The organism is Hydrogenophaga laconesensis, assembly GCF_031457235.1.
GTDB classification, from domain to species: domain Bacteria; phylum Pseudomonadota; class Gammaproteobacteria; order Burkholderiales; family Burkholderiaceae_C; genus Hydrogenophaga; species Hydrogenophaga laconesensis.
In genome coordinates this window covers 225,187-247,453 of sequence record NZ_JAVDWE010000006.1, presented here as the reverse complement: position 1 = coordinate 247,453, position 22,267 = coordinate 225,187, and the positions used below count along the sequence as shown (strand labels likewise).

Annotated in this window: 17 protein-coding genes; 3 read left to right on the top strand and 14 right to left on the bottom strand. The window is 66.5% G+C overall.

Features of this window, described 5'->3' with window-relative positions:
* Window positions 1–16: 16 nt before the first annotated feature.
* Both J2X09_RS12990 and J2X09_RS12985 read right to left on the bottom strand, forming a co-directional pair.
* A complete protein-coding gene (locus J2X09_RS12990; RefSeq protein WP_204733682.1) occupies window positions 17–1,633 on the bottom strand; it encodes an indolepyruvate oxidoreductase subunit beta family protein in 1,617 nt (538 codons plus the stop codon).
* A gap of 88 nt (window positions 1,634–1,721) precedes the next feature.
* On the bottom strand, window positions 1,722–3,887 hold the full coding sequence (locus J2X09_RS12985) for a thiamine pyrophosphate-dependent enzyme (protein WP_204733683.1): 2,166 nt from the start codon (window positions 3,885–3,887) through the stop codon (window positions 1,722–1,724).
* A 116-nt stretch (window positions 3,888–4,003) separates the two neighbouring features.
* Between J2X09_RS12985 and J2X09_RS12980 the strand changes: the two genes are divergently transcribed.
* Complete coding sequence (locus tag J2X09_RS12980; RefSeq protein WP_204733684.1) at window positions 4,004–4,912, top strand: LysR family transcriptional regulator; 909 nt, start codon at window positions 4,004–4,006, stop codon at window positions 4,910–4,912.
* A gap of 3 nt (window positions 4,913–4,915) precedes the next feature.
* Here J2X09_RS12980 and J2X09_RS12975 read toward each other — a convergent pair whose 3' ends face one another.
* Both J2X09_RS12975 and J2X09_RS12970 read right to left on the bottom strand, forming a co-directional pair.
* Window positions 4,916–6,604: a response regulator gene (locus J2X09_RS12975; protein ID WP_204733685.1), complete on the bottom strand. Its 1,689-nt coding sequence runs from the start codon at window positions 6,602–6,604 to the stop codon at window positions 4,916–4,918.
* Between the two features lie 82 nt (window positions 6,605–6,686).
* On the bottom strand, window positions 6,687–7,652 hold the full coding sequence (locus tag J2X09_RS12970; RefSeq protein WP_204733686.1) for a LysR family transcriptional regulator: 966 nt from the start codon (window positions 7,650–7,652) through the stop codon (window positions 6,687–6,689).
* A gap of 124 nt (window positions 7,653–7,776) precedes the next feature.
* Here J2X09_RS12970 and J2X09_RS12965 point away from each other — a divergent pair, with 124 nt between their 5' ends.
* Complete coding sequence (locus tag J2X09_RS12965) at window positions 7,777–9,012, top strand: MFS transporter (protein ID WP_204733687.1); 1,236 nt, start codon at window positions 7,777–7,779, stop codon at window positions 9,010–9,012.
* A 15-nt stretch (window positions 9,013–9,027) separates the two neighbouring features.
* Here J2X09_RS12965 and J2X09_RS12960 read toward each other — a convergent pair whose 3' ends face one another.
* From J2X09_RS12960 to J2X09_RS12950, 3 genes are read right to left on the bottom strand one after another with little or no spacing between them, the layout of a single operon-like run.
* Window positions 9,028–9,861 (bottom strand): urease accessory protein UreD, encoded by an 834-nt coding sequence (locus J2X09_RS12960; RefSeq protein ID WP_204733688.1) that lies wholly within the window; start codon window positions 9,859–9,861, stop codon window positions 9,028–9,030.
* A 29-nt stretch (window positions 9,862–9,890) separates the two neighbouring features.
* Window positions 9,891–10,379 carry a nucleoside deaminase gene (locus tag J2X09_RS12955; RefSeq protein WP_204733689.1) on the bottom strand — a complete coding sequence of 163 codons (489 nt, stop codon included), beginning with the start codon at window positions 10,377–10,379 and terminating at the stop codon, window positions 9,891–9,893.
* The gene (locus tag J2X09_RS12950; RefSeq protein WP_204733690.1) at window positions 10,376–11,407 is read right to left on the bottom strand and encodes an ABC transporter substrate-binding protein; all 1,032 of its coding nucleotides are present in this window, start codon (window positions 11,405–11,407) and stop codon (window positions 10,376–10,378) included. The genes J2X09_RS12955 and J2X09_RS12950 overlap by 4 nt, the downstream gene beginning before the upstream one ends.
* Before the next feature lie 277 nt (window positions 11,408–11,684).
* Here J2X09_RS12950 and J2X09_RS12945 point away from each other — a divergent pair, with 277 nt between their 5' ends.
* Window positions 11,685–12,704, top strand: a complete 1,020-nt coding sequence (locus J2X09_RS12945) for an aromatic ring-hydroxylating dioxygenase subunit alpha (RefSeq protein WP_204733691.1) — start codon at window positions 11,685–11,687, stop codon at window positions 12,702–12,704.
* A gap of 369 nt (window positions 12,705–13,073) precedes the next feature.
* On the opposite strand, the gene J2X09_RS12940 is transcribed toward J2X09_RS12945, so the two are convergent.
* The 7 genes from J2X09_RS12940 to J2X09_RS12910 all read right to left on the bottom strand — a co-directional run bounded on the left by J2X09_RS12940 (window position 13,074) and on the right by J2X09_RS12910 (window position 22,264).
* Complete coding sequence (locus tag J2X09_RS12940) at window positions 13,074–13,550, bottom strand: nucleoside deaminase (protein WP_204733692.1); 477 nt, start codon at window positions 13,548–13,550, stop codon at window positions 13,074–13,076.
* A 119-nt stretch (window positions 13,551–13,669) separates the two neighbouring features.
* Window positions 13,670–14,434 carry an ABC transporter permease gene (locus J2X09_RS12935; RefSeq protein ID WP_204733693.1) on the bottom strand — a complete coding sequence of 255 codons (765 nt, stop codon included), beginning with the start codon at window positions 14,432–14,434 and terminating at the stop codon, window positions 13,670–13,672.
* A gap of 19 nt (window positions 14,435–14,453) precedes the next feature.
* Window positions 14,454–15,290: an ABC transporter ATP-binding protein gene (locus tag J2X09_RS12930; RefSeq protein WP_204733694.1), complete on the bottom strand. Its 837-nt coding sequence runs from the start codon at window positions 15,288–15,290 to the stop codon at window positions 14,454–14,456.
* A 75-nt stretch (window positions 15,291–15,365) separates the two neighbouring features.
* Window positions 15,366–16,400, bottom strand: coding sequence for an ABC transporter substrate-binding protein (locus tag J2X09_RS12925; RefSeq protein ID WP_204733695.1), 1,035 nt, complete (start codon window positions 16,398–16,400; stop codon window positions 15,366–15,368).
* A 285-nt stretch (window positions 16,401–16,685) separates the two neighbouring features.
* A complete protein-coding gene (locus J2X09_RS12920; RefSeq protein ID WP_204733696.1) occupies window positions 16,686–18,167 on the bottom strand; it encodes a nucleobase:cation symporter-2 family protein in 1,482 nt (493 codons plus the stop codon).
* 470 nt (window positions 18,168–18,637) lie between these two features.
* Window positions 18,638–20,926 carry an NADP-dependent malic enzyme gene (locus J2X09_RS12915; RefSeq protein ID WP_204733697.1) on the bottom strand — a complete coding sequence of 763 codons (2,289 nt, stop codon included), beginning with the start codon at window positions 20,924–20,926 and terminating at the stop codon, window positions 18,638–18,640.
* 90 nt (window positions 20,927–21,016) lie between these two features.
* Entirely contained in the window at window positions 21,017–22,264 is a 1,248-nt protein-coding gene (locus J2X09_RS12910) for an ArgE/DapE family deacylase (RefSeq protein WP_204733698.1), read from the bottom strand.
* Window positions 22,265–22,267 lie beyond the last annotated feature (3 nt).

Below are 22,267 nucleotides of genomic sequence, written 5' to 3'. Positions count from 1 at the left end.
GGATGGGGTGTCGATGTCAGGACGGCGAAGCCGGGCGGGCCTTCAGGCGCGGGTTGTGCTGCCACAGGATGGGCTGGGCCTTGACTGGGCGCGCGGGCGCGCCGTGTTGACGCAGGGTCTGGTCGAGTGCCTTGCCGGCTTCGTCGCTCAACGCGGCCTTGCGTGCCGCGGCGACGGCCTGCGCACGCTGGTTGGCGCTGGATGGGTCGGCCAGCGCGGGCAGGGCCAGGTGGTCGATGATGTGCAGCAGGTTGTCCTTGCCGCGTTCGTTGGTGCTGCCATAGCCCTTGATGAGGCGGCCGCACAGGGCCACTTCGTGCGCCAGCGGCGCGTGCATGGCGGCGAGCTGTACCACGGCATCGACCCAGCGGTCGATCAGCGCCTGCTCGGTGTGGAAGCGGCTGCCCATGGGGCGCAGGCGCTTGCAGGCCGCCAGCCCGCGCAAGGCGAGCATGCCGAACACCGAATGGGTGCCGATTTTCAGCGGCAGCGCCCAGGGCGCGCGGCCCGCAGCCACGCGGCGGCGGTCCCAGGCCAGCACGCGCTGCGCCAGCCGCCCGGGCAGCATGGCGGCGAACTCGGGGGCACCGGGCTTGAAGTGGTCGTACACGCGCAGCAGGTCGTCCTCGCCGGCCCTGGTTTCTTCGCGCACGCGCGCGCTGCGGCTGGCGCGGCTCTTGAGGTCGGCCACCAGCACAATGTCGTCGAAGGCCATCCACAGCGCGATCCAGCGCGCCATCTCCGCTGTGGTGCGGTGGCCGTGCAGGTTGCGCGGATCGCCCAGGGCTTCTGCGGCCAGCACGCGGCGCAGGCGCGCGGCGTAGCGGTCGCCGTAGGCAGCGTTCTGGTATTCGCAGACGCGCGCATGGCCGAGGGCCATGATGTCGTGCACCTCCAGCGGGAACTCGCGCCGCAGCGCTTCGGCCAGCACTGCCGTGGGCAACGCAGGTGCGGGCGTATGGCCCAGCACCTGTGCCACGTAGTCGGCCTGTGTGCGCTGGGCGTTGACCGCATCGAACGCGAGCGCGAAGCCGCGCAGACTGGCCTTGGCGCTGTTGCCGCTGTCGCCGATCACGGTCTCGTAGTCGCGCCGTGAGAAGGGCAGCAGGCCGCTACCCGCGATCGCACCCAGCATCACCGCGCTCACCACCGTGCCAGCCTGTTTCGTGAGGGCGGCCATGTCGAGCACGTGGCGTGCGCGGCTGTGCGCGTTCACCAGTGCCAGCAGTTCGGCGTCGTCGCGGCGACCGTCGCCCATCACCATCTTCTCGCCCGTGGTTAGGGCGCGTGCGGAGGAGCTGATCACCAGCGTGTGCGTGCTGGAAGCCAGGCCGTTGGTGATCTGGCGGCCGGTTTCCAGCAGTTCGGACGACACCAGCGCATCCAGGCGGCCGGGCAGGGGGTTGAGGCCGAACACCGGCCGCCGGCCACCGAGGTCGGACAGGGGCACCGGAAACACCTCCAGGTAGTACGTGGTGGCGCCGGTGCGCTGCGCCACGCCGGGGATGGACGTGGCCTGCGCCGGGTAGCCGGCGTGGCGCGCGGTCTCCACCAGCCAGTCGGTGAGGATGCCGCCGCCTTCGCCGCCCAGGGCGCAAAGCAGCAGGGAAATGGGTTGTTGGGTCACAGACATGGGACCTCCCGCCGGGCCGCCCCAAGGGAGGGCCGTGCCCCCTCGGTGGGCAGTGAATACACGAAGTGATGAGCGTGGGGGCGAAGTTTCATACCGGCTGCAGCATGCGAACGATGGAGGAGCGCAGCGAATGCACCAGGCGTTCGTGCCAGCGCGGGTTCTGGATCACCTCGGCGCGGTAGAACGACGGGCACAGCGTGGCCGCGTGTGCGTTGGCGCCGCACAGGCCGCAGCCCACGCAGCCGTCGATGACCGTGGCCACCGGGTCGACCTTGAGCGGGTCGGGGTTGTCCTTCAGCGTGAGCGTGGGGCAGCCCGAGAGGCGGATGCAGGCGTGGTCCCCGTTGCAGACGTCCTCGTCGACGCCGTATTTCACGCGGACCACCCGCTGGCCCTTCTTCAGCAGGCCGGCGATCCAGGGCTTGATGCGGCGCTGGCGTTCGAGCTGGCATTCGCCTTCGGCCACGATCACCTTCAGGCCCTGGAAGTCGGTCGTGAAGGCCTCTGTGAGCGTGGCCCGCACCGTGTCGACGTCGTACGTGGTGACGGTGCGCAGCCATTGAACGCCCAGGCCTTTGAGCGTGGTCTCGATGGTCTGGTTGGTGTGGGCCAGGCTCTGCGCCTTGTTCGATGCGGACTCCTTGGCTTCCTCGTCAGGGGTGGAGATGATGTCCTGTGTGCCGGTGGCCGAGGTGTAGCCGTTCTTGAAGATCAGCAGCACCGCGTCGTCGCCATTGAACAGGGCCGATTGCACGCCGGTGAGCAGGCCGTTGTGCCAGAAGCCGCCGTCGCCCATGACGGAGAGCACGCGGCGCTTCATCACCGGCGACACGCCGGCGCGGCTGGCCAGGCTCATGCCGTAGCCGAGGATGGAGTGGCCGAACGAGAACGGTTCGAAGGTGGCCAGTGCGTGGCAGCCGATGTCGCCCGCGATGTGCACCGGTCCCACGTCCTGCTGCGCGAGCTTGAGGGCGGAGAACACCGGTCGCTCGGGGCAGCCCACGCACATGCCGGGCGGTCGGGCGGGCAGCGGAGCCTGCAGCTGCTGCGCGGTTTCCTGGCGGCGCGTCTGGTTGCCCTGCAGCCAGGCGCGGGCGGCGTCGGTCGCGGCCTGGTTGCTGGCATCCTGCAGGTAGCGGCCGATGAACCGGGCAAGCCCGTTCGCCATCACCTCGGCCGTGTATTCGCCCGCGCTGGGCAGCATGTCCTTGCCGTGCAGCGGCGTCTGGATGTCGCCGCGCCGCAGCAGGGTCGCCAGCTCCTGCTCGATGTACTCGGGCTGGCCTTCTTCCAGCAGCAGCACCGCACGCTTGCCCACGCAGAAGTTCGTGAGCTGTTCGGGCACCAGCGGGCAGGTGACGTTGAGCACCAGCATGGGAATGGAACTCTGGCCGAAGGCGTCGGCCAGGCCGAACTGCTGCAATGCGCGGATCAGCGTGTTGTACAGACCCCCCTGAACGATCAGGCCCAGATCCTGGTGTGCGCCATCGAAGTGTTCGTTGAGGCCGTTCTCCACGATGTAGCGCCGCGCGGCCGGAATGCGCTCGTCGGTCTTGAGCTTCTCGTGCCGGAACGTGACGGGCGGGTGCGCCAGTCGCATGTAGTCGAAGCCGGCGGGTTCCTCGATCAGGTGGTGCCTGGAGAGCGCAGGCTTGAGGTTGTCCTTCGCGGTGAAGCTGCCCCGCACATGGCAGGCGCGGATGCGCAGCTCCATGAGCGCGGGCATGTTCGACGCCTCGGAAAGGCGGAAGCCTTGTTCCACCATGTGCACCATGCGTTCGAGGTCGGGCCGCGGGTCCAGCAGCACCATGCTCGACTTGAGCGCGTAGGCGTGCGTGCGTTCCTGGATCACGCTGGCACCCTCGCCGTAGTCCTCGCCCACCACCACCAGCACACCGCCGGTGACGCCGGGCGAAGCCAGGTTGGAGAGCGCGTCGGCCGCCACGTTGGTGCCGACGATGGACTTCCAGGTGACCGCGCCACGCAGTGGGTAGTGGATGGAGGCGCCCAGCATCGCGGCCGCCGAGGCCTCGTTGGAGCAGGCCTCCACGTGGACACCGAGCTCGTCCATGTAGGGTTTGGCCTGCACCATCACGTCCAGCAGGTGGGACACCGGTGCGCCCTGGTAGCCGCCCACATAGGACACGCCCGACTGCAGCAGGGCCTTGGTGATGGCGAGGATGCCCTCGCCGTGAAAGGTCTGCCCGTCACCGAGCCGCAAAGACTCGATCTCTTTGCCGAATGAAACTTCCAAGGCCTCGTCTCCTGTGCGCCGTGTTCGTGGGGAGGTGTTGTGCGGCGACTCCCGGGAGTATGGGTGCGTGGCCAGGATTCATCAATAAAATGAAGTCACTAAGCCATATTAGTTTCATGCATATCAAGGACATCGACCTCAACCTGTTGCGCCTCTTCAGCGAGGTGTACGCCGCCGGCAGCGTGAGCCGTGCCGCCGAACAGCTGGGCCTGACCCAGCCGGCCGTGAGCCATGGCCTGACGCGGCTTCGCCTGCTGATCAAGGACCCGCTTTTCGTGCGGGCGGCCGGTGGCGTGCGGCCCACCCCCAAGGCCGTGGTGCTGGCCGAAGCGGTGCAGCAGGCGCTGGGCACGCTGGCGCAGGCGCTCAACGAGTCGAGCGCTTTCGACCCGGCCAGCTCGCGCCGCCTGTTCCGCCTGCACATGAGCGACATCGGTGAGGGCCGTTTCCTGCCCGAGCTGATGGCGCACCTGCACCGCCTCTCACCCGGTGTGCGCGTGGCCAGCCGCCCAGTGGCGCACAACGGCCTGTCCGATGCGCTGGACAGCGGCGTGATCGACTTCGCGTTCGGTTTCCTGCCCCAGGTGAAGGACACGCAGCGCATCGAACTGCTGCGCGACCGCTATGTGGTGCTGATGCGCGCCGGCCACCCGATGCACCGGGGCTTGCAGCACCTGCGTGGTACCACCTTGCTGCGCGCGCTGCAGAAACTCGACTTCGTGGCGGTGCGCAGCCACAGCGACACACTGCGCATCCTGGCGCAGACGGGCCTGCAGGACCGGCTGCGGCTGACCACCGAGCATTTCATGGTGCTGCCGTCGATCGTGAGTGCGACCGACCTGTGCGTGGTGATGCCAGGCAACATCGCGCGCGGCTTCGTCGAGTCGGGCGGATGCGTGATGGTGCAGCCGCCGTTCGTGGACCGCGACTTCACCGTCTCCCTGCACTGGAGCCACCGTTTCGAGGGCGATCCGGACAACCGCTGGTTTCGCGAGCAGGTGCTTCAGCTGTTCGGCGAGATGTGAGGGTCAGACCGGCTGCAGCGTGTCGAGCAGGCCTTCGGTGGGCTGGGGTGGTCTGAAACCGGTGGGCAGCGAGACGCCGCCAGGCGGTACCTGGCCGGTGGTGTGTTCACCCAGTCGGGTGATGGGGGCATTGGTGCGGAACAGCGCGCGCAGCGCTTCCACGCGTTCGTTCAGCACCGGGAAGCCACTCATGCGCTCGCTGTAGCGCTGCAGCACCTGGTGGGCCGACTCGATCAGCTTGGCGTTGCAGGTGCGCTCGCCGACTTCGAGCAGTTGCTGCACCGTGGTCTGGGGATCGCCCTTGAGGCTGTGGGTCATGGCGTCCTGTGTCACGCGCAGGATCTGGGCATGCCCCGCGCGGATGCGATCGGCGTAGTCGGCCGCGCCATTGGCGGCACAGGCCAGCAGCTCGGTCATGGCGCGGCTGGTGCAGAAGCGCAGCGCCAGGGCGTCGACCACGCCCGACGCGTCGTTGATGGGCAATGAGCGTGCAGCCAGCCGGCCCATGATGGCGAGCAGGTTGCAGGCGGATTCGAAATCGAAATCCGGGCTGAGGATGCTGTCGGCCACGCGACGCACATCCTCGACCGCGCGCGAGGTCTGCTGTTGCTGCAGTGCCAGCACGCTCTCCACCACGGCCAGCAGGCGGTGTGGTCGCGCCGGCTGATGGCTGCGGTCGCGCAGGCGGGTCAGCTGCTCCACGGTGCGTTGCAGCCCGCGCGAATCGTTGTTGTCCAGCCGGGCGAAGGCCAGCAGCACCAGCGCCTGCGCGTCGAACATCTTGGAGTCCAGTCCGAGCCGGGTGGCGCGGTCCAGCATCTCCACGCCTTCGGCGCGCTCGCCGGAGTAGTAGGCCAGCATGCCGTGCTTGAGCAGGCGGCTGATGGACGAGGGCGTGAGACGCGTGGCCATCTGGTAGGTGGAGAGTGCGCTCTGCAGGTTGCCCAGCTCGAACTGCGCACGGCCCATCACATCGTAGGCGTCGGCATAGGCGTCGTCGTCGCGGATCAGGCTCTCCAGCGTGGTGACAGCCTTGGCTGGCTGGCCTCCCTCAAGCTGCGCGCGCGCCACACCCAGGCGGGCCCAGGGTAGGGTCTTGGCTTCGATGACGGCCTGGTACAGCGTCTGAGCCTCGTCGAAGCGTCCACCGCGCAGCAGCAGTTCGGCGCCGATGCGCGCGGCGTAGAGCCAGTAGGACTCGCGCGATTCGAACCGCGCCTGGCACAGACCGGCTGCGCGCTCGAACTCCTGTGCGTCGATGGCACTGAAGATGTCCTGCAGCGATTGCTTGCGCATGCGTGCCTGCACGATGCGGTCGGCCAGACGTGCACCGGTATGGGGTTTGAGCAGGTAGGCGTCCAGCGCGGATTCGGCCGCTTCGGCCACACGGGCGTAGGAGGCCTCGGCGGTCAGCATCACGAACACCGTGTGGAACGGCAGCAGCTGGTTGCGCCGCAGGTCGTCCAGCAGGTCCTGGCCGGAGCCGGACTCGCGCTCGAAAGTCTGTTCGCAGATGACGACATCGAAGCGCTGCATCTCCAGCTTGCGCCGCGCCTCGGCCACGCGCGAACACTGAACGACCGTGCCCACGCCCAGTTCACGCAGTTGCGAGACGAGGATGGAGCGCGATTGCAGGTTGCCCTCGATCACGAGCGCATGGGCGTCGTGGAGCTGATTGGGAGCAGAAGGCATTGGCGGGCGCGGGTGGGGCTATGCCAGGATTGTCCCCGGCCCCCTGCACCACGATGGGGAGAACTGGCGGGCGAATCCGGTGCTATTCGGGCAGCGGACGGACGGTCGGCGGCATGATGCGGCCCGAAGGCAGCGCGGTGGCGCTGGCCCATTCCCGTTCGGGCGCCTGCAGGGCTTCCACCAGGTACCTCACCATCGACGAGATCCGCGCGGAGATGGCCGACTGCTGGTAGTACACCGCGTGCACGGGCCGCGAGGTGGGCTCTGTCACGCCGGGCAGCACCTCCACCAGGCGGCCCTCCGCGACATCGCGCGCGGTCATGAAATCGGAAAGGCAGGCGATACCTTGCCCGTTGAGCGCGAGCTGTCGCAGTGTCTCGCCGCTGCCCGCGAGCATCGTGGCTTCGATGCGCAGCAGCTTGCCGTCCGTGTGCCGCACCGGCCACACGTTCAGCGAGTCGGGCTGGGTGAACCCCAGCAGATCGTGTTGGAGCAGGTCCCTGGTTTCCGACGGCACACCCGCCCGGCGCAGGTAGTGGGGGCTGGCGAGAAGGCGGATGCGTGTGCAGCCCAGCAGCCGGCTGTGCAGTGTCGAGTCTTCGAGTTCGCCGATGCGCACCGCCATGTCCACGCGGTGCTCCAGCAGGTCGATGAAGCCATCGTTGCTGCTCAGCACCAGCTTCACCTCGGGGTGCAGGGCCTGGAAGCCGGGCATGAGCGGGGCCAGCACATGCAGCATGAACGGTGTGGCCGCGTCCACCCGCAGGGGGCCGGACAGCCGGCCGCGCCGCTCCATCAGACCGTCTTCCGCGAGCTGGACGGCTTCCATGATGTGGCGCGCATCGCGGGCGAAGCGGCTGCCCTCGTCGGTGAGGTCCAGCCTGCGGGTCGTCCGGCGCAGCAGTGTGGTCTCCAGCTTCTCTTCCAGCCGGGCCAGCAACCGGCTGGTCGTGGAGACCGGCTGACCCAGATGCTCCGCCGCCGCCGTCAGCGAACCCGCATCGACCACCGCGAGGAACACCGAGAGTTCTTCCAGTGTGGCCTTCATATTCCCGATTTTTGCAAGAGTATTTTGTTGATATAGGTCTTTTTCGGAAAAGTGAAGGCTACCAGAATCGCACCACTTGGTAAAAACCCTGATGACCTTGCTTCGCCGACAGGACGCCCGAACCATGCCCGCCCACACATCCTCGACCGATCCGGCATCCGTGCCCGATGCCCCCCGCAACGCCACCCTTGCACTGCTCGCCCTCACCATCGGGGCGTTTGGCATCGGCACCACCGAGTTCGGCCCGATGGGCATGCTGCTCAACATCGCGGACGGCGTGAACGTCTCGATTCCTTCCGCCGGGCTGCTGGTGTCGGCCTACGCGGTCGGGGTCATGGCGGGTGCGCCGATCATGACGCTGCTGCTGTCGCGCTGGCCGCGTCGCAAGGCGCTGATGGCCCTGATGGCCATCTTCACGCTGGGCAACCTGCTCTCGGCCGTGGCACCGGGCTATGCCAGCCTGATGGTGGCGCGGATCATCACGAGCCTCAACCACGGCGCGTTCTTCGGCATCGGTGCGGTGGTGGCCGCGAGCCTGGTGCCACGCGAGAAGCAGGCGAGCGCCGTGGCATTCATGTTCGCGGGCCTGACCGTGGCCAACATCGGTGGCGTGCCCGTTGCCACCTGGCTCAGCCAGACGGTGGGCTGGCGCGAATCGTTCGCGGCGATTGCGGCGCTGGGCCTGGCGGCGATCGTTGCGCTGCGATTCGCGCTGCCGGCCGGCAGCAAGGGCACCGCACCCGACATCAGGGCGGAACTCAGGGTGCTGACCCGGCCGCTGGTTGTGCAGGGCTTGCTCACGACGGTGCTCAGTTCGGGGGCCATGTTCGCGCTCTACACCTACATCAACCCGGCGTTGAAGCTGTTCACCGAGGCGTCCCCGATGTTCATCACCGCGATGCTGGCGCTCACCGGGGTGGGCTTCACAGTGGGCAATTCCCTCGGGGGCAAGCTCGCCGACCGCTCGATCGAGAAGACGGTCATGGCCTTCCTGTTGCTCGAGGCCGTCAGCCTCGCCGCGTTCCCGTTCCTGGCGGGCACGAGCGTGGGTGCTGCGATCGCGCTGTTCGTGTGGTCGGCGGCGGCCTTCGCCCTGGTGCCGCCGATTCAGATGCGCGTGATGCGCGCAGCGGTCGGTGCGCCGGGCCTGGCATCGTCCGTCAACATCGGGGCGTTCAACCTGGGCAATGCGATCGGAGCCGCGATGGGCGCCGCCGTGTTGAGTGCGGGCATGGGCTATGCGGCCGTGATGTACGGCGGCGCGGTGCTCGCGTTGCTGGCTTTGGTGCTGGTTGTCTGGTCGCCGACCCGGGGTGCCTCGGCGAGCGAAGGCAAGAAGGCCCGGGCGGCAACCTGCTGATCGCGGGAGCGGCCGTCAGACGCGCCAGATGCGCGGTGGCACGGCGGACAGGCCCCAGGCTTCGGTGCGCAACCCGGCCCAGACGCGCTGGAACAGCGCCATCAGGGGTTCCACCAGGGGCGCCACGCCACGCAGCACCAGCAGTTGCGGGTTGGGTGATGTGGCCCCCACCTGCACGTCGCGCGAATCGCCCTCCAGCCGTGCGCGCACGGTCTCCATCAGGTGCTCACGCCGCTCGCGCGGGAGAGGGCTGCCGCTGGCGAGCCACAGCGTGCCCAGGCAGCGTTGGCCTGCAAGACCCAGCGGCGATTCGAGCAGCCGGGTATCGGCCGCATCGATATGGGCGCGCTCCAGCCACAGGCCCGGGATCTCCAGGTGCTGGGTAAGGGAGCCTCGTTCAAAAGGCTGGCCGGCCGTGGGCAGGCCGAGTGCGCACACATCCCATCCGATCATCTCGGCGCCTTCGGCCAGCGTGGCGTGCAGCGTGTTGCTGGCGATGCAGCCGGGGTAGGCAATGGACTCGAGCGGCAGCCATTCGAGGCGTGCACCGGGCTCCAGCGTGAGCCGCACCTGTTGTTCGGTGGGCGCGCCTTCCGAGCGGTAGAAGCGCGTGGCGCCCGGGGTGGAGAGCAGCCCGTGCGAGCCGCTACCGGTGTGCACACGCACGTCCAGCACATCGCCTCCCACCAGCCCGCCCGGCGGGTGCACGATGACGTTGTGGCAGATGCCATGGCCTTCCGTATACAGGCTCTTGAGGATGCGCAGCGGCCCGGTGTGGGCGTGCTGCAGCACGGTGCGTCCTGCATCGTCTTGGCGGTAGTTCAGGTCGAGTTGGGCGTGCCAGGGCATGCGGGGAGTTTACGGCGCCCGGAAGGGATTCATGCCTTCCAGAACCCGCGATGCGGTTCGCTCGCTTCGTCCACCAGCACGGGGCCGATGCATTCGATGGGATGCGGTGAAGCCGCGAAGACGTCGCGGCACGAAAGCTCGGCATCGCGTTGCTCGGCACGTTCGCCCCGGAACACGCGCAGTGCCACCGCGTCAATGCCGAACACCACGCGGCCAATGTTGCTCCAGAAGATCGCGCCCGCGCACATCACGCAGGGCTCGGCCGACGAATACAGCGTGGCGCGCGACAGTGTCTCGCGGTCCACCACCGGACTGAGCTGGCGCACGGCATTGGTTTCGGCGTGGCCGGTGCAGTCGCCGGTTTCGCCGGTGTTGCACCAGGCCTCGGCCAGCACGCGGCCATCGTCGGCCACCACCACCGCCCCGAAGGGGCGGTTGCCGCGTTCGCGCGCCACGCGCGACCAGCCGATGGCCTGGCGGAGGTAGGTGCCGTCGCGTTCGCTGAACGGGCTGCTCATGCCTTGAGCGCGCGGCTGTTGGCGGTGGGCAGCATCGCACGGTTGAACACGCCTTCCACGCCTGGACGGGACTTGAGACCGAACACCTCGACGACCTCGTCCACCTGCTGCTCCAGCGTGCGCTTGAACACGTCGCCCAGGCCATGGCTGCGCGTGTCTTGCGCCGCAATGTAGCGCTGCGTGATGCGCCAGCGTTCGAGCTCCACCGCTTCGTTCAGGATGGGTTCGCGAAGACGTGTGGCGGCGATGGCGGCGGCGGGGTCGGCCATGCTTTCCTGGATGGCGCGGTTGGTGGCGCGCAGGAAGCCGGCCACGGCGCCAGGGTTCTGCGTGATGATGCCGTTGCTGGCAAGGATGGCGTTGCCATAGAGGTTCACGCCAGCGCTGGTGTATTCCAGGATCGAGAGGTCGTCGAGCTTCATGCGCGCGAAGAGCGAGACCGCGGAGTCATGGAAGTAGGTGGCGCCATCCACGTCGCCGCGCACCACCACGTTGTCGCGCGAGGCGAAGTCGGTGGTGGACCACTGGAACAGGTCGTCCTTCACGCGCAGCTTGCGCGCCACCATCGGCCATGCGCGGCGGGTGGACTCGACGGCGGCGGCGGCGATCTTCTTGCCTTCGAGGCTGCGGAAGTCGGTGGTGATGCCGCGGTCCTTGCGGCCGATGATCGCGAATGGTGCGCGGTTGTAGTACTGGTACACGGCCTGCACCAGCGGTGTGCCTGTCTGGGCCGCCTGGAATTCGATCAGCGAGCTGATGTCGCCCAGACCCATCTGGTAGACGCCACTGGCAATGCGGGTGATGGAGGCCACCGAACCCGCCCCGACGTCGATGCTCACATCCAGACCTTCATCCTTGTAGTAGCCCTTGCTCAGCGCAAGAAAGAAGGGCGATGTCTGGCCGGTGATGCGGAAGTCCAGCGTGAACTTGACGGGGGTGAGTTTCGGGGTGGCCTGGCTCCACACGGTGGGGGCGGCAAGGGCCGAAACGGTGGCGGCAGAAGTAGCGATGAAATGACGGCGTTGCATGGGGAATGCTCCGGTGCGTGGGACTTGTTGCAACCCCGTTGGACCAGGTGGCCACGGGGACGTACAAGAGCAATTTCCGGGCGGGTGCGTGGGACCCGCTGAACGCTTCTACTCTGCGCTACCCAGGCATGCACGAGCCGTGCCAACCCGGTGCACTGGAACAGTGGCCTGTGTTTTGCTAGCATTCCCCGCCAGAGTAGAAGCGTTCAACCCCGCAGCAGTGGGGCAGGAAATTGCTCTTGAGAACCCTCAAGCCATTTCTATCTGGAGCGCCTTCATGCTGGTCACCCAACAGCCCGTCTTCCGCCGTTACTGGCACGCCGTCATGCCGCTGACGATGCTGGCCGACGGCCCCAAGCCTTTCACCTTGCTGGGCGAGAACATCGTCCTGTTCCTGGACGAGCACGGCGAGCCCGCCGCGCTGAAGGACCGTTGCTGCCACCGCACGGCCAAGCTCAGCAAGGGATGGTGCAAGAACGGCAATATCCAGTGCGGCTACCACGGCTGGGTCTACAACCGCCATGGCCGCGTGATCAACATTCCGCAGTACCCACCCGAGCGCGAGATTCCCAAGGACTACGGCACGCCGGCCTACCACTGCCAGGCGCGCTACGGCTATGCCTGGGTGGCCCTGGAGGAGCCGGTGGCCGACATTCCCTTGCTGCCCGAGTTCGAGGCGGACGGCTGGCGCACGATCTTCCAGTTCTACGAGACCTGGAACACCAGTCCGGTGCGTGCGCTGGAGAACTCGTTCGACAACTCGCATTTCAGCTTCGTGCACCGTGCCACGTTCGGTGTGGCGGCATCGCCGGCACCGAGCAAGTACGAACTGGTGGAGAACGAGAGCGGCTTCTACGCCGAGACGGTGATCGACGCGGTGAACCCGGAAAAATTCCAGCGCATCAGCGGTGTGAAGGATCCGATCACGCAGCGCCACATGCGCAACGCGTACTACCAGCCCTTTTCGCGCCGGCTCGATATCGAGTACCCCGGCGGCGTGCGGCACGTGATCATCAACGCGTTCACGCCGATCGACGATGGGCGCATGCAGTTGTGCCAGTGGCTGTTCCGCAACGATACCGAGGAAGATTGCCCGGCGCAGATGCTGATCGATTTCGACGACGAGATCACACGGGAGGACAAGGACATCCTTGAGTCCACCGATGCCGACGCGGTGGTGGATCTGCGGCGGCGCGGCGTCGAATATTCGATGGACTCGGATAGGCCGGGCATTCTCATTCGCCGCAAGTTGATGGCTTTGTTGTCTGCTGCTGGAGAAGTCGAAGTGCATCGTTGATGCGTGGAGTGCGTGGCCTGGCGTTTGAGTGCCTGCACCTCGCGGGCGCGTGGGTGGGCGGCGCTCTGCTCCGCGGCTGTCCCCCGGACCGGCTTCGCCGGTCCTCCTCCTTTTATGCCGCTGCGCAGAGCGCCGCCCACCCACGCGCCAGAGATGCAGTCGGCATGTGAACAGACCGAGTGCCAACGAGGTCATCGGTGATCGGGGGCTGGCGCAGCGACATAAAAGGAGGAGGACCGGCGAAGCCGACTCGGGGGACAGTCGCGGAGCCGGCTCCCGGTCGCCGATGACCGGAGCCACCGGCGAGAAGCCTTCAGCGAGAAGCCTTCAGCGAGAAGCCTTCAGCGAGAAGCCTTCAGCGAGAAGCCTTCAGCGAGAAGCCCAGAACCCCCGGTGCGGCTCCAGCATCTCGGCTTCCAGTTCCGGCACGGGCCCGATCACATCGATGGCTTTCTGCCCTCGCGCCAGCACCTCTCGGCAGGGCAGCGACAGGGTCGGGTTCTCTTCATGGTTGCCGGTGAGCGCGAGCAAAGCCTCTTCGCTCGCGCCGTACACCACGCGCCCTATGTTGGCCCAATAGAGCGTGCCGGTGCACATGGCGCAGGGCTCGAAGGTGGTCACCAGCGTGCAGCGCGCCAGGTACTCGCCGGGCCAGTTGTCCGCCGCCGTGCGCGCCAGCGTGGACTCGGCGTGGTTCACCGTGTCGATGTTGCCCTGCTCGGCCAGAACCGTCTCGCCGTCGGGTGCCACCAGCAGGGCACCAAACGGGTGACGGCCCATGCCGGCGGCACGCCGTGCGACATCGTTGGCATGCCTCAGATGTTGCACAACTTGATCCTGGTTCATGTTTGAAAGCCCATGCAGTCGGAGTGAAGGGGGGCGGCAGAGACACCGAGGAACCGGCTTAGCCGGGCCTCAGGTGTCGTCCCCCTTCCAGGGAGAAGTGCCGTCCGGCGCGCAGGGGATCAGGCCTGGCTACCGCGATGCGCCCAGCCGGTGGTGTGCTTCTCGATGTAGCTGAACAGCTCGTACATGGCCATGGCCATGGCGCCCACCACCAGCAGGCCGCTGAAGGCCAGGCCCATCTGCATCGACGAGCCTGCGGAGATCAGCAGGTAGCCAATGCCCTCGTTCGATGCGGTCATCTCCGACACCGTGGTGCCCACGAAGGCCAGCGTGATCGCGACCTTGAGCGAGCCGAAGAAGTAGGGCATGGAACGTGGCAGGCCCACCTTGGTCAGCACGTCCCAGCGCTTGGCGCCCAGCACGCGCAGCACATCCTCGAGCTCCGGCTCCAGAGTGGCCAGGCCAGTGGCGATGTTCACCATGATGGGGAAGAAGGAGATCAGGAAAGCCGTGAGGATGGCCGGGCCGACGCCGATGCCGAACCACACCACCAGGATCGGAACGAAGGCTGCCTTGGGCAGGGCGTTGAACGCCGTCATCAGCGGATAGACAGCGGCGTAGGCGAGGCGCGAACTGCCGATCAGGAAACCCAGCAGGACGCCGACCACGATGGCGATGCCAAAGCCGGCCATGGTCACCCAGAAGGTGCGCCAGGCGTGGCCGAGGATGGTGGTCTTGTGCTCCATCGTCTGTTCCCAGATGCGCGACGGACTGGGGAAGATGAACTCCGAGATGCCGAAGGCACGGATGACGATTTCCCAGAAGACGACGATGGCCACCAGCAGGATCAGTGGTGACCAGCGTTCGAGGTGTTTGTTGTTCATGTCGTGGAGCTCCGCTGTCTTACTGGTTGATCACCGCGCCAGCCTTGCGCATGGCGCCGATGTGGCCGCGCAGCTCGTGCACGATGTCGGTGAAATCCTTGGTGTAGGTCACCTCGAGGTCGCGCGTGCGCGGGATCGGAATCTCACGTTGCACCACGAAGCGGCCAGGACTGCGGCTCATGCAGTACACCGTGTCGGCCAGGAAGACCGATTCGCGCAGATCGTGAGTGACCAGGATGACGTTGAAGCGCTGCGCCTCCCAGAGGTCGCGCAAGGTGCACCAGAGCTCCTCGCGCGTGAACGCGTCCAGTGCACCGAAGGGCTCGTCGAGCAGCAGCATCTTGGGCTCGTGGATCAGCGCGCGGCAGATGCTGGCGCGCTGCTGCATGCCGCCAGAGAGTTCCCACGGGAACTTGTTCTCCATGCCTCCGAGCCCGACACTGGCCAGCAGCTTCCTGGCGCGCTCTTCGTACTCCTTGCGCCGGTCCTTGAACTGGCTGCGGTAGGGTTCGACGATCTCAAGGGGCAGCAGCACGTTGTCCAGCGTGGTACGCCAGGGCAGCAGCGACGGTGCCTGGAACGCCATGCCCGAAATCTTGAGCGGGCCGGTGACGGGTTGACCGTCGATCCGGATCTTGCCCATGCTGGGCATCTTCAGGCCCGTGGTGAGCTTCATGAAGGTGGACTTGCCGCAACCCGACGGGCCGACGATGGCAATGAATTCACCGCGCTTGACCTTGAGGTTGATGTCTTCGACGGCGAAGACATTCTTGGCGAGCAATTCGTCGTTGTAGGCCAGCCAGACCTTGTCGAAGTCGACGAAGGCCGTGTCGTCGCCTGTGCTGCTTGCTTGCATGGATGCTCTTCCTGAAAAAAAGGCCAGCCGCCGTGGGGAAGCTGGCCCGTGCCGGAGGCCGGCGTTGTCGCTGGCTTACTTCTTGGCGGGCGGCAGAACGTTGAGTTCTGCAGCGGACGGCAGCATGGTGCCGTTCCACACGGCGGCCGGGTCGATGCGCGTCTTGGTGCCATAGGCGTCAGACACCTGCGAGGCCATCAGACTCAGGCGGCCCGGATTGACCTGGCCGAAGCCTTCCTTGCGCGCATCGGGGCTGGCCACGACGGAGTCGATGGCGAGCGCCAGGCGGCGGGTTTCCAGCGGGACGTTGATGATGCCGTCGCGGGCCTTCACGGTTTCGATGGCGGCGGCCGGGTTGGCCATCACTTCCTTCGCACCCTTGGCGAAGGAGGAGAGGAACGCCTTCACGGCAGCCGGGTTTTCCTTGATCAGCTTGGGCGAGGCGATGATCACGTTGCCGTACAGCTTCACGCCGTAGTCGGGGTAGGACATGATGACCACGTCCTCGGTCTTCACGCCACGGGCTTCCAGGTTGAGCAGCGAGGTGAACGAGAAGCCCGTGATGGCGTCGATGTCGCCGCGCACCAGCATGGTTTCGCGCAGGGGCGGATCCATCGAGGTCCAGTTTGCGGTGGTGATGTTGTTGGCCTTCTGGAAGATCGGGTAGGCCTTGCGCCCGGCATCGAACACCGGCGCACCGAGTTTCTTGCCGTTGAGGTCGGCTGGCTTGGTAATGCCGCTCTTCTTGAGCGCGAGCACCGCTGCCGGCGTGTTGTTGTAGACCATCATCACGGCCACGGGCTTGTTGGGTGCGTCGGGGTTGTTGGCATGGAACTCCATCAGCGCGGCCAGGTCGGCAAAGCCCATGTCGTACGTGCCCGAGGCCACGCGTGTGACAGTACCGCCCGAGCCGTTGCCGGCGTCGATGGTCACGTCCAGACCGGCGGCCTTGTAATAGCCCTTGGCGGCGGACTGCAGGAACAGCGCGGCAGGACCTTCGAAGCGCCAGTCGAGCTGGAACTTGATCGGCGTTTGCGCCAGCGCGCCGCCGCAGAACGCGACGGTGGCGGCCAGGGCCGCGGTGGTCTTGATGAAGTGGCGCTTGTTCATGGATTCTCCTTGGTGGTCGGGTTTTCGGGGCTTGCTCAGGTCACCCCGGCAATGCCTGGGTATCAGCAATAAAGGTGCCAGCGGCGTGCGCGCGTCGAAAAGGTGCCCGGGGCGCCTTTTGAGCACAGAATTTGTATACAGATTCTTGTGGACTGCCCTCTGGACGTCATCGAGACTAACCCTGAATGGTGCGCACCACATCGGGGCTTGCACCATGTCGGGGAGTGCGGGTGGCAAGAAAAAGGCCCCTTGCGGGGCCTGTATCACGAAGCGGAGCGCTCCCTTTCAGTGCGCCTCGGCATGCTTGGCCGCTTCGATGGCAGCGGTGTTGTCGCCGCGGCTGCCGTTGAAGTACAGGTTGAGTGCCACGGCGCTGATGGACGCCAGCAGGATGCCCGACTCGATCAGGGGGTGGATGGCGTGCGGCATCCACTGCTTGAAGTTGGGCGCGACCAGCGGGATCATGCCGAAGCCGATCGATACCGCCACGATGAAGAGGTTGTTGCGGTTGCCCTTGTAGTCCACACCCGCCAGGATGCGGATGCCGGTGGCGGCCACCATGCCGAACATCACCAGCCCGGCGCCACCGAGCACGAAGGTGGGCAGGGACTCCACCAGCGCGGCCATCTTGGGCAGCAGGCCCAGCACGATGAGGATGACGCCGCCGGCGACGCAGACGAAGCGGCTCTTGACGCCGGTGACGCCGACCAGGCCGACGTTCTGCGAGAAGCTGGTGTAGGGGAATGTGTTGAAGATGCCGCCGATCAGCGTGCCCAGGCCATCGGTGCGCAGGCCTGCGGTGAGTGCCTTCTGGTCGATCCTGCGGTCGGTCATGTCGCCCAGCGCGAGGAACATGCCGGTGGATTCGATCATCACGACGATCATCACCAGGCTCATCGTGAGAATGAGGATGGGGTCGAAGATCGGCATGGCGATCTCGAAGGGCAGCACCAGATCGAACCAGCCGGCGTGGCCCACCTTCTCGAAGGTCATGAGGCCGGTGGCTGCCGCGATGATGGCCCCGACGACGATGCCCAGCAGCACCGAGATGTTGGCGATGAAGCCGCGTGCGTATTTGGCGATCAGCAGGATGGCCGCGAGCACGATGGCGGCGATGCCGATGTGTGCGGGTTGCGCATAGGCGGGGTTGGGCACACCGCCCACGATGGCCAGGCCTTTCGGGATTTCGGGCACCAAACCCTTGGCCGTGGCTTCGTTCACCGTGTGCAGCCAGGCCAGGTGTTCGGGGCTGGGAATGGACGGCGTGGTGGGGCCGACCGGATTGCCGAATATCCAGTTGATGCCCACGCGCATGAGGCTGATGCCGATGACCGCGATGATGGTGCCGGTGACCACGGGAGGGAAGAAGCGCAGCATGCGGCTGACGATGGGCGCGATGAGGATGGAGACGATGCCCGCACCGATGATGGAGCCGAAGATCAGGCCTGCGCCCTGGATGCCGGGGTTGCTGTTGGCCATGGCCACCATGGGCGCCACGGACGCGAAGGTGACGCCCATCATCACGGGCAGCTTGATGCCGAACCATTGCGTGGCACCGAGTGCCTGGATGAGGGTGACGAGTCCGCAGCAGAAGAGGTCGGCCGAGATGAGCATGGCGACCTGTTCCGGACTGAGTTTGAGCGCGCGTCCCACGATGAGCGGCACGGCGACCGCGCCGGCGTACATCACGAGCACGTGTTGCAGGCCGAGTGCCGTGAGTTTGCCGGTGGGCAGGACTTCATCAACGGGATGGACGGAGGGGGTCATGGGGGTTCCTTGCGGCATGGTCTGGCCTTCAATGCATGCAAAACTGTATACAGATTATGTGTACTGCATGATGGGGAATACCTAGGGAAAACCCGGTGTCCTGACCGGCGGTGTAGGTGTTTCACCGGTGGTCTGTTGGTGGTTTCTTTGGCGTTGCTCCGGTCGTCGGCGCCGAGGGGGCGCGGCTCCGCGAATGTCCCCCGAGTCGGCTTCGCCGCCTCTCCTCCTTTTATTTCGCTGCGCTGCGCCCTCTCGTCACCGACGACCTCATTGGCGATCGAACTTGGGGCACGCTGAGGTGTGGGTTGGGTTCATGAGGGTGGGCGCTCTGTGTAGCGAAATAAAGGAGGAGGCGGCCTCCCGCCGCCGGGGGACATTCGCGCAACAGAGCGCCCACCCTCATGAACCTGCGAGGTACAGGCGAAAAAAAGGACGCCGGAGCGTCCTTTCCTTGAAGCCAATCAGACACCTCAATCCAGCGCACCACCACTGGCAGCAGCCAAAGCCGTCATGTTCAGCACCCGTCGCACCGTGGCTGCGGGCGTGAGGATGTGCACCGTGCCCGCCGAGCCCATGAGCACCGGGCCGACCGTGACCCCGCCGCTGGCGGTCGTCTTCATCACGTTGTAGAGGATGTTCGCGGCGTCCAGGTTCGGGCAGATCAGCAGGTTGGCCGAGCCGGTGAGCGTGGAGTCCGCCAGGTAAACCGAACGGATCTCCGGTTGCAGCGCCGCGTCGCCATGCAGCTCGCCGTCGCACTCGATCTCGGGGTGGGCCGCCACGAACAGGTCGCGCGCCTGCGCCATCTTGCGAGCCGACGGGCGCTTGCTCGAGCCGAAACTGGAATGCGACAGGAAGGCCACCTTGGGCGGCAACCCGAAACGCTGCACCTCCTGCGCCGCCATCCAGGCGATCTCGGCCAGCTCCTCGGCACTCGGGGTTTCGTTGACGTACGTGTCAGCGATGAACACCGGGCCACGGTCCGTCATGAGTGCGTTCACCGCCGCGTACAGGCCGGCATCCTTGCGGCGGCCCAGCACGTGATCGATGCGCTCGAGGTGCGTCATGTAGCCACCCACCAGACCGCAGATCAGCGCGTCCGCATCGCCGAGCGACAGCATGAGCGAGCCGATGATGGTGTTGGAGCGCCGTACTGCTGCCTTTGCCACCTCGGGCGTGGCGCCCTGGCGGCCCATGATCTGGTGGTAATGCTCCCAGTACTGGCGGAAGCGCGGATCGTCTTCCGGGTTGACGTTCTGCACGTCCTGACCGAGCTTCATGCGCAGGCCGGCCTTGGCGATGCGTGCCTCGATCACGGCCGGGCGCCCGATCAGGATCGGCACCGCGATCTGGTCGTCGATGGCCATCTGCGCGGCACGCAGCGCACGCTCGTCCTCGCCGTCGGCGTAGGCCACGCGGGCCTTCTTGGGCAGCGCCTTGGCCGCGTTGAAAACCGGCTGCATCAGGATGCCCGTCTGATAGACGAAGCGGCCCAGTTGCTGCCGGTAGGCGTCCATGTCGGCAATCGGGCGCGTGGCCACACCGGAATCGGCAGCGGCTTGTGCCACAGCGGGGGCAATGCGCAGGATCAGGCGCGAGTCGAACGGCTTGGGAATGATGTAGTCCGGGCCGAAGCTCAATTCCTGGCCGGCGTAGGCGTTGGCCACTTCCTCGCTGGTTTCGCTTTTCACCAGGTCGGCGATCTGGCGCACGCAGGCCAGCTTCATTTCATCGGTGATGCGCGTGGCGCCGCAGTCGAGCGCGCCGCGGAAGATGTAGGGAAAGCACAGGACGTTGTTGACCTGGTTCGGGTAGTCGCTGCGGCCGGTGGCGATGATGACGTCAGGCCGCACGGCCTTCGCCAGCTCGGGCCGGATCTCGGGCTCGGGGTTGGCCAGCGCGAGCACGATGGGCTTGGGGCCCATGGTCTTCATCATCTCCGCGGTGAGCACGCCCGCGGCCGAGCAGCCGAGGAACACGTCGGCACCGTCGACCGCGTCGGCCAGCGTGCGCTTGTCGGTCTTCTGCGCATAGCGCGCCTTGGATTCGTCGTAGCCGCCTGCGCGGCCTTCGTGGACCACACCCTTGGAGTCGCACACGTAGATGTTCTCGCGCTTGACGCCCAGGCCCACCATCACGTCCAGGCAGGCGATGGCCGCGGCACCCGCGCCGCTCACCGCGAGCTTGACCGCGCCGATGTCCTTGCCCACGAGCTCCAGGCCGTTGAGCAGCGCGGCGGCCGAGATGATGGCGGTGCCATGCTGGTCGTCGTGGAACACGGGAATGCCCATGCGCTCGCGCAGCTTCTTCTCGATGTAGAAGCACTCGGGCGCCTTGATGTCCTCGAGGTTGATGCCGCCCAGCGTGGGCTCGAGCGCCGCGATGATCTCGACCAGCTTGTCCGGGTCCTTCTCGTCCAGTTCGATGTCGAACACGTCGATGCCGGCGAACTTCTTGAACAGGCAACCCTTGCCTTCCATCACCGGCTTGGCCGCCAGCGGGCCGATGTCGCCCAGGCCGAGCACCGCGGTGCCGTTGGTGATCACGCCGACAAGGTTGCCGCGCGAGGTGTATTCGGCGGCTGTGGCGGGATCGGACTCGATGGCCAGGCAGGGATACGCCACGCCGGGGGAGTAGGCCAGCGACAGGTCGCGCTGGTTGGACAAGGGCTTGGTGGGGGTGACGGCGATCTTGCCGCGCGAGGGCGTGCGGTGGTACTCGAACGCGGCATCGCGCAGGGCTTGTTCAGCGGGGGTCATGGTGTCTCCAGAAGGCGTGTGAAATGCGCGCCCATTGTGTCACGCAGCGAACCGCCAATGGGGGTGCCAGGGCGGCGTTTCAGGAGCGAATCAGGCGGGCTGCAGCAGATCGAACAGCGTGCGCGCGATCACCTTGGTGGCACGCTTGAGATCGTCGAGCTCCAGGTGCTCGTCGGCGCGCTTGGCGTTCGATTCGCGCACGGTGCGCGGGCCGGCACCGTAGATCACGCCAGGGATGCCGCGCTCGACATAGAGACGCACATCGGTGTAGAGGGGCGTGCCCACGGCAGGGATGGCTTCGCCGAACACGGCCTGGCCGTGTTTCTGGATCGCCTGCACCAGCGGCTGGTTGCCGGGCAGCGGCTTCATGGCGCGGGCGAGCAGCAGCCGGCGCACATCCACCTTGAGCTGCCGGCCACCGCGCGGGGGCTGGAAACTGGCGGCGGCCTGTTCGATGGTGCGGCGCAAGGCGGCTTCGACCTCGGCAGGGTCTTCCTCGGGGATCATGCGGCGGTCGATCTTGAGCACCACCTTGCCCGGGATGACATTGGTGTTCGTGCCGCCGCTGATCAGGCCGACGTTGAGGTAGGGGTGGGTGATGCCCTCGACGTTCGAGGACACCTTGAGGTAGTCGGCATTGAGGGCGTAGAGCGCGTTGAGGATGTGCGTGGCGCCTTGCAGGGCGTCGGTGCCGCTGTCGGGAATGGCGGCATGGGCCATGTCGCCATGCACCGTCACTTCGAGCTGGAGGCAGCCGTTGTGCGCCACCACCACCTGGTAGCTGAAGCCGGCGGCGATCATCAGGTCGGGCTTCGTGAGTCCTTTCTTCAGCAGCCAGTCGGGGCCGACTTCGCCGCCGTATTCCTCGTCGTAGGTCACGTGCAGTTCGACACCGCCCGCGAGCTTCGCGCCCAGGGATTCGAGCGCGCGGATGGCGAAGGTGAAGCTGGCGATGTCGCTCTTGCTCACGGCCGTGGCACGGCCATAGATCTTGCCGTCGGCCACCTCGCCGCCATACGGATCGAAGGTCCAGCCTTCACCCGGCGGCACCACGTCGCCATGCGCGTTCAGGGCAATGGTGCGGCCAGGGCCATAGGGGCGGCGCACGATGAGGTTTGTGATGCTCTGCAGGCCTGCGGCCTCCACCTCGGCCGCGGGAACGGCGTGCTTCTCTGCGTTCAGGCCCATGGCTGCGAGCAGCCCGGCGGTGCGTTCGGCGTGGGGAGCGTTGTTGCCCGGCGGTGTGTCGGTGGGCACGCGAACGAGCTCCTGCAGGAAGCGCACTTCTTCGTCGAAATGGCTGTCGATCCAGGCGTCCAGTTGTTGTTCGATGGTCATGGC

Coding starts and splice junctions, on each gene's coding strand:
- J2X09_RS12990 (WP_204733682.1), bottom strand. CDS start 1,633: ATGTCTGTGACCCAACAACCCATTTCCCTGCTGCTTTGCGCCCTGGGC.
- J2X09_RS12980 (WP_204733684.1), top strand. CDS start 4,004: ATGCATATCAAGGACATCGACCTCAACCTGTTGCGCCTCTTCAGCGAG.
- J2X09_RS12975 (WP_204733685.1), bottom strand. CDS start 6,604: ATGCCTTCTGCTCCCAATCAGCTCCACGACGCCCATGCGCTCGTGATC.
- J2X09_RS12970 (WP_204733686.1), bottom strand. CDS start 7,652: ATGAAGGCCACACTGGAAGAACTCTCGGTGTTCCTCGCGGTGGTCGAT.
- J2X09_RS12965 (WP_204733687.1), top strand. CDS start 7,777: ATGCCCGCCCACACATCCTCGACCGATCCGGCATCCGTGCCCGATGCC.
- J2X09_RS12960 (WP_204733688.1), bottom strand. CDS start 9,861: ATGCCCTGGCACGCCCAACTCGACCTGAACTACCGCCAAGACGATGCA.
- J2X09_RS12955 (WP_204733689.1), bottom strand. CDS start 10,379: ATGAGCAGCCCGTTCAGCGAACGCGACGGCACCTACCTCCGCCAGGCC.
- J2X09_RS12950 (WP_204733690.1), bottom strand. CDS start 11,407: ATGCAACGCCGTCATTTCATCGCTACTTCTGCCGCCACCGTTTCGGCC.
- J2X09_RS12945 (WP_204733691.1), top strand. CDS start 11,685: ATGCTGGTCACCCAACAGCCCGTCTTCCGCCGTTACTGGCACGCCGTC.
- J2X09_RS12940 (WP_204733692.1), bottom strand. CDS start 13,550: ATGAACCAGGATCAAGTTGTGCAACATCTGAGGCATGCCAACGATGTC.
- J2X09_RS12935 (WP_204733693.1), bottom strand. CDS start 14,434: ATGAACAACAAACACCTCGAACGCTGGTCACCACTGATCCTGCTGGTG.
- J2X09_RS12930 (WP_204733694.1), bottom strand. CDS start 15,290: ATGCAAGCAAGCAGCACAGGCGACGACACGGCCTTCGTCGACTTCGAC.
- J2X09_RS12925 (WP_204733695.1), bottom strand. CDS start 16,400: ATGAACAAGCGCCACTTCATCAAGACCACCGCGGCCCTGGCCGCCACC.
- J2X09_RS12920 (WP_204733696.1), bottom strand. CDS start 18,167: ATGACCCCCTCCGTCCATCCCGTTGATGAAGTCCTGCCCACCGGCAAA.
- J2X09_RS12915 (WP_204733697.1), bottom strand. CDS start 20,926: ATGACCCCCGCTGAACAAGCCCTGCGCGATGCCGCGTTCGAGTACCAC.
- J2X09_RS12910 (WP_204733698.1), bottom strand. CDS start 22,264: ATGACCATCGAACAACAACTGGACGCCTGGATCGACAGCCATTTCGAC.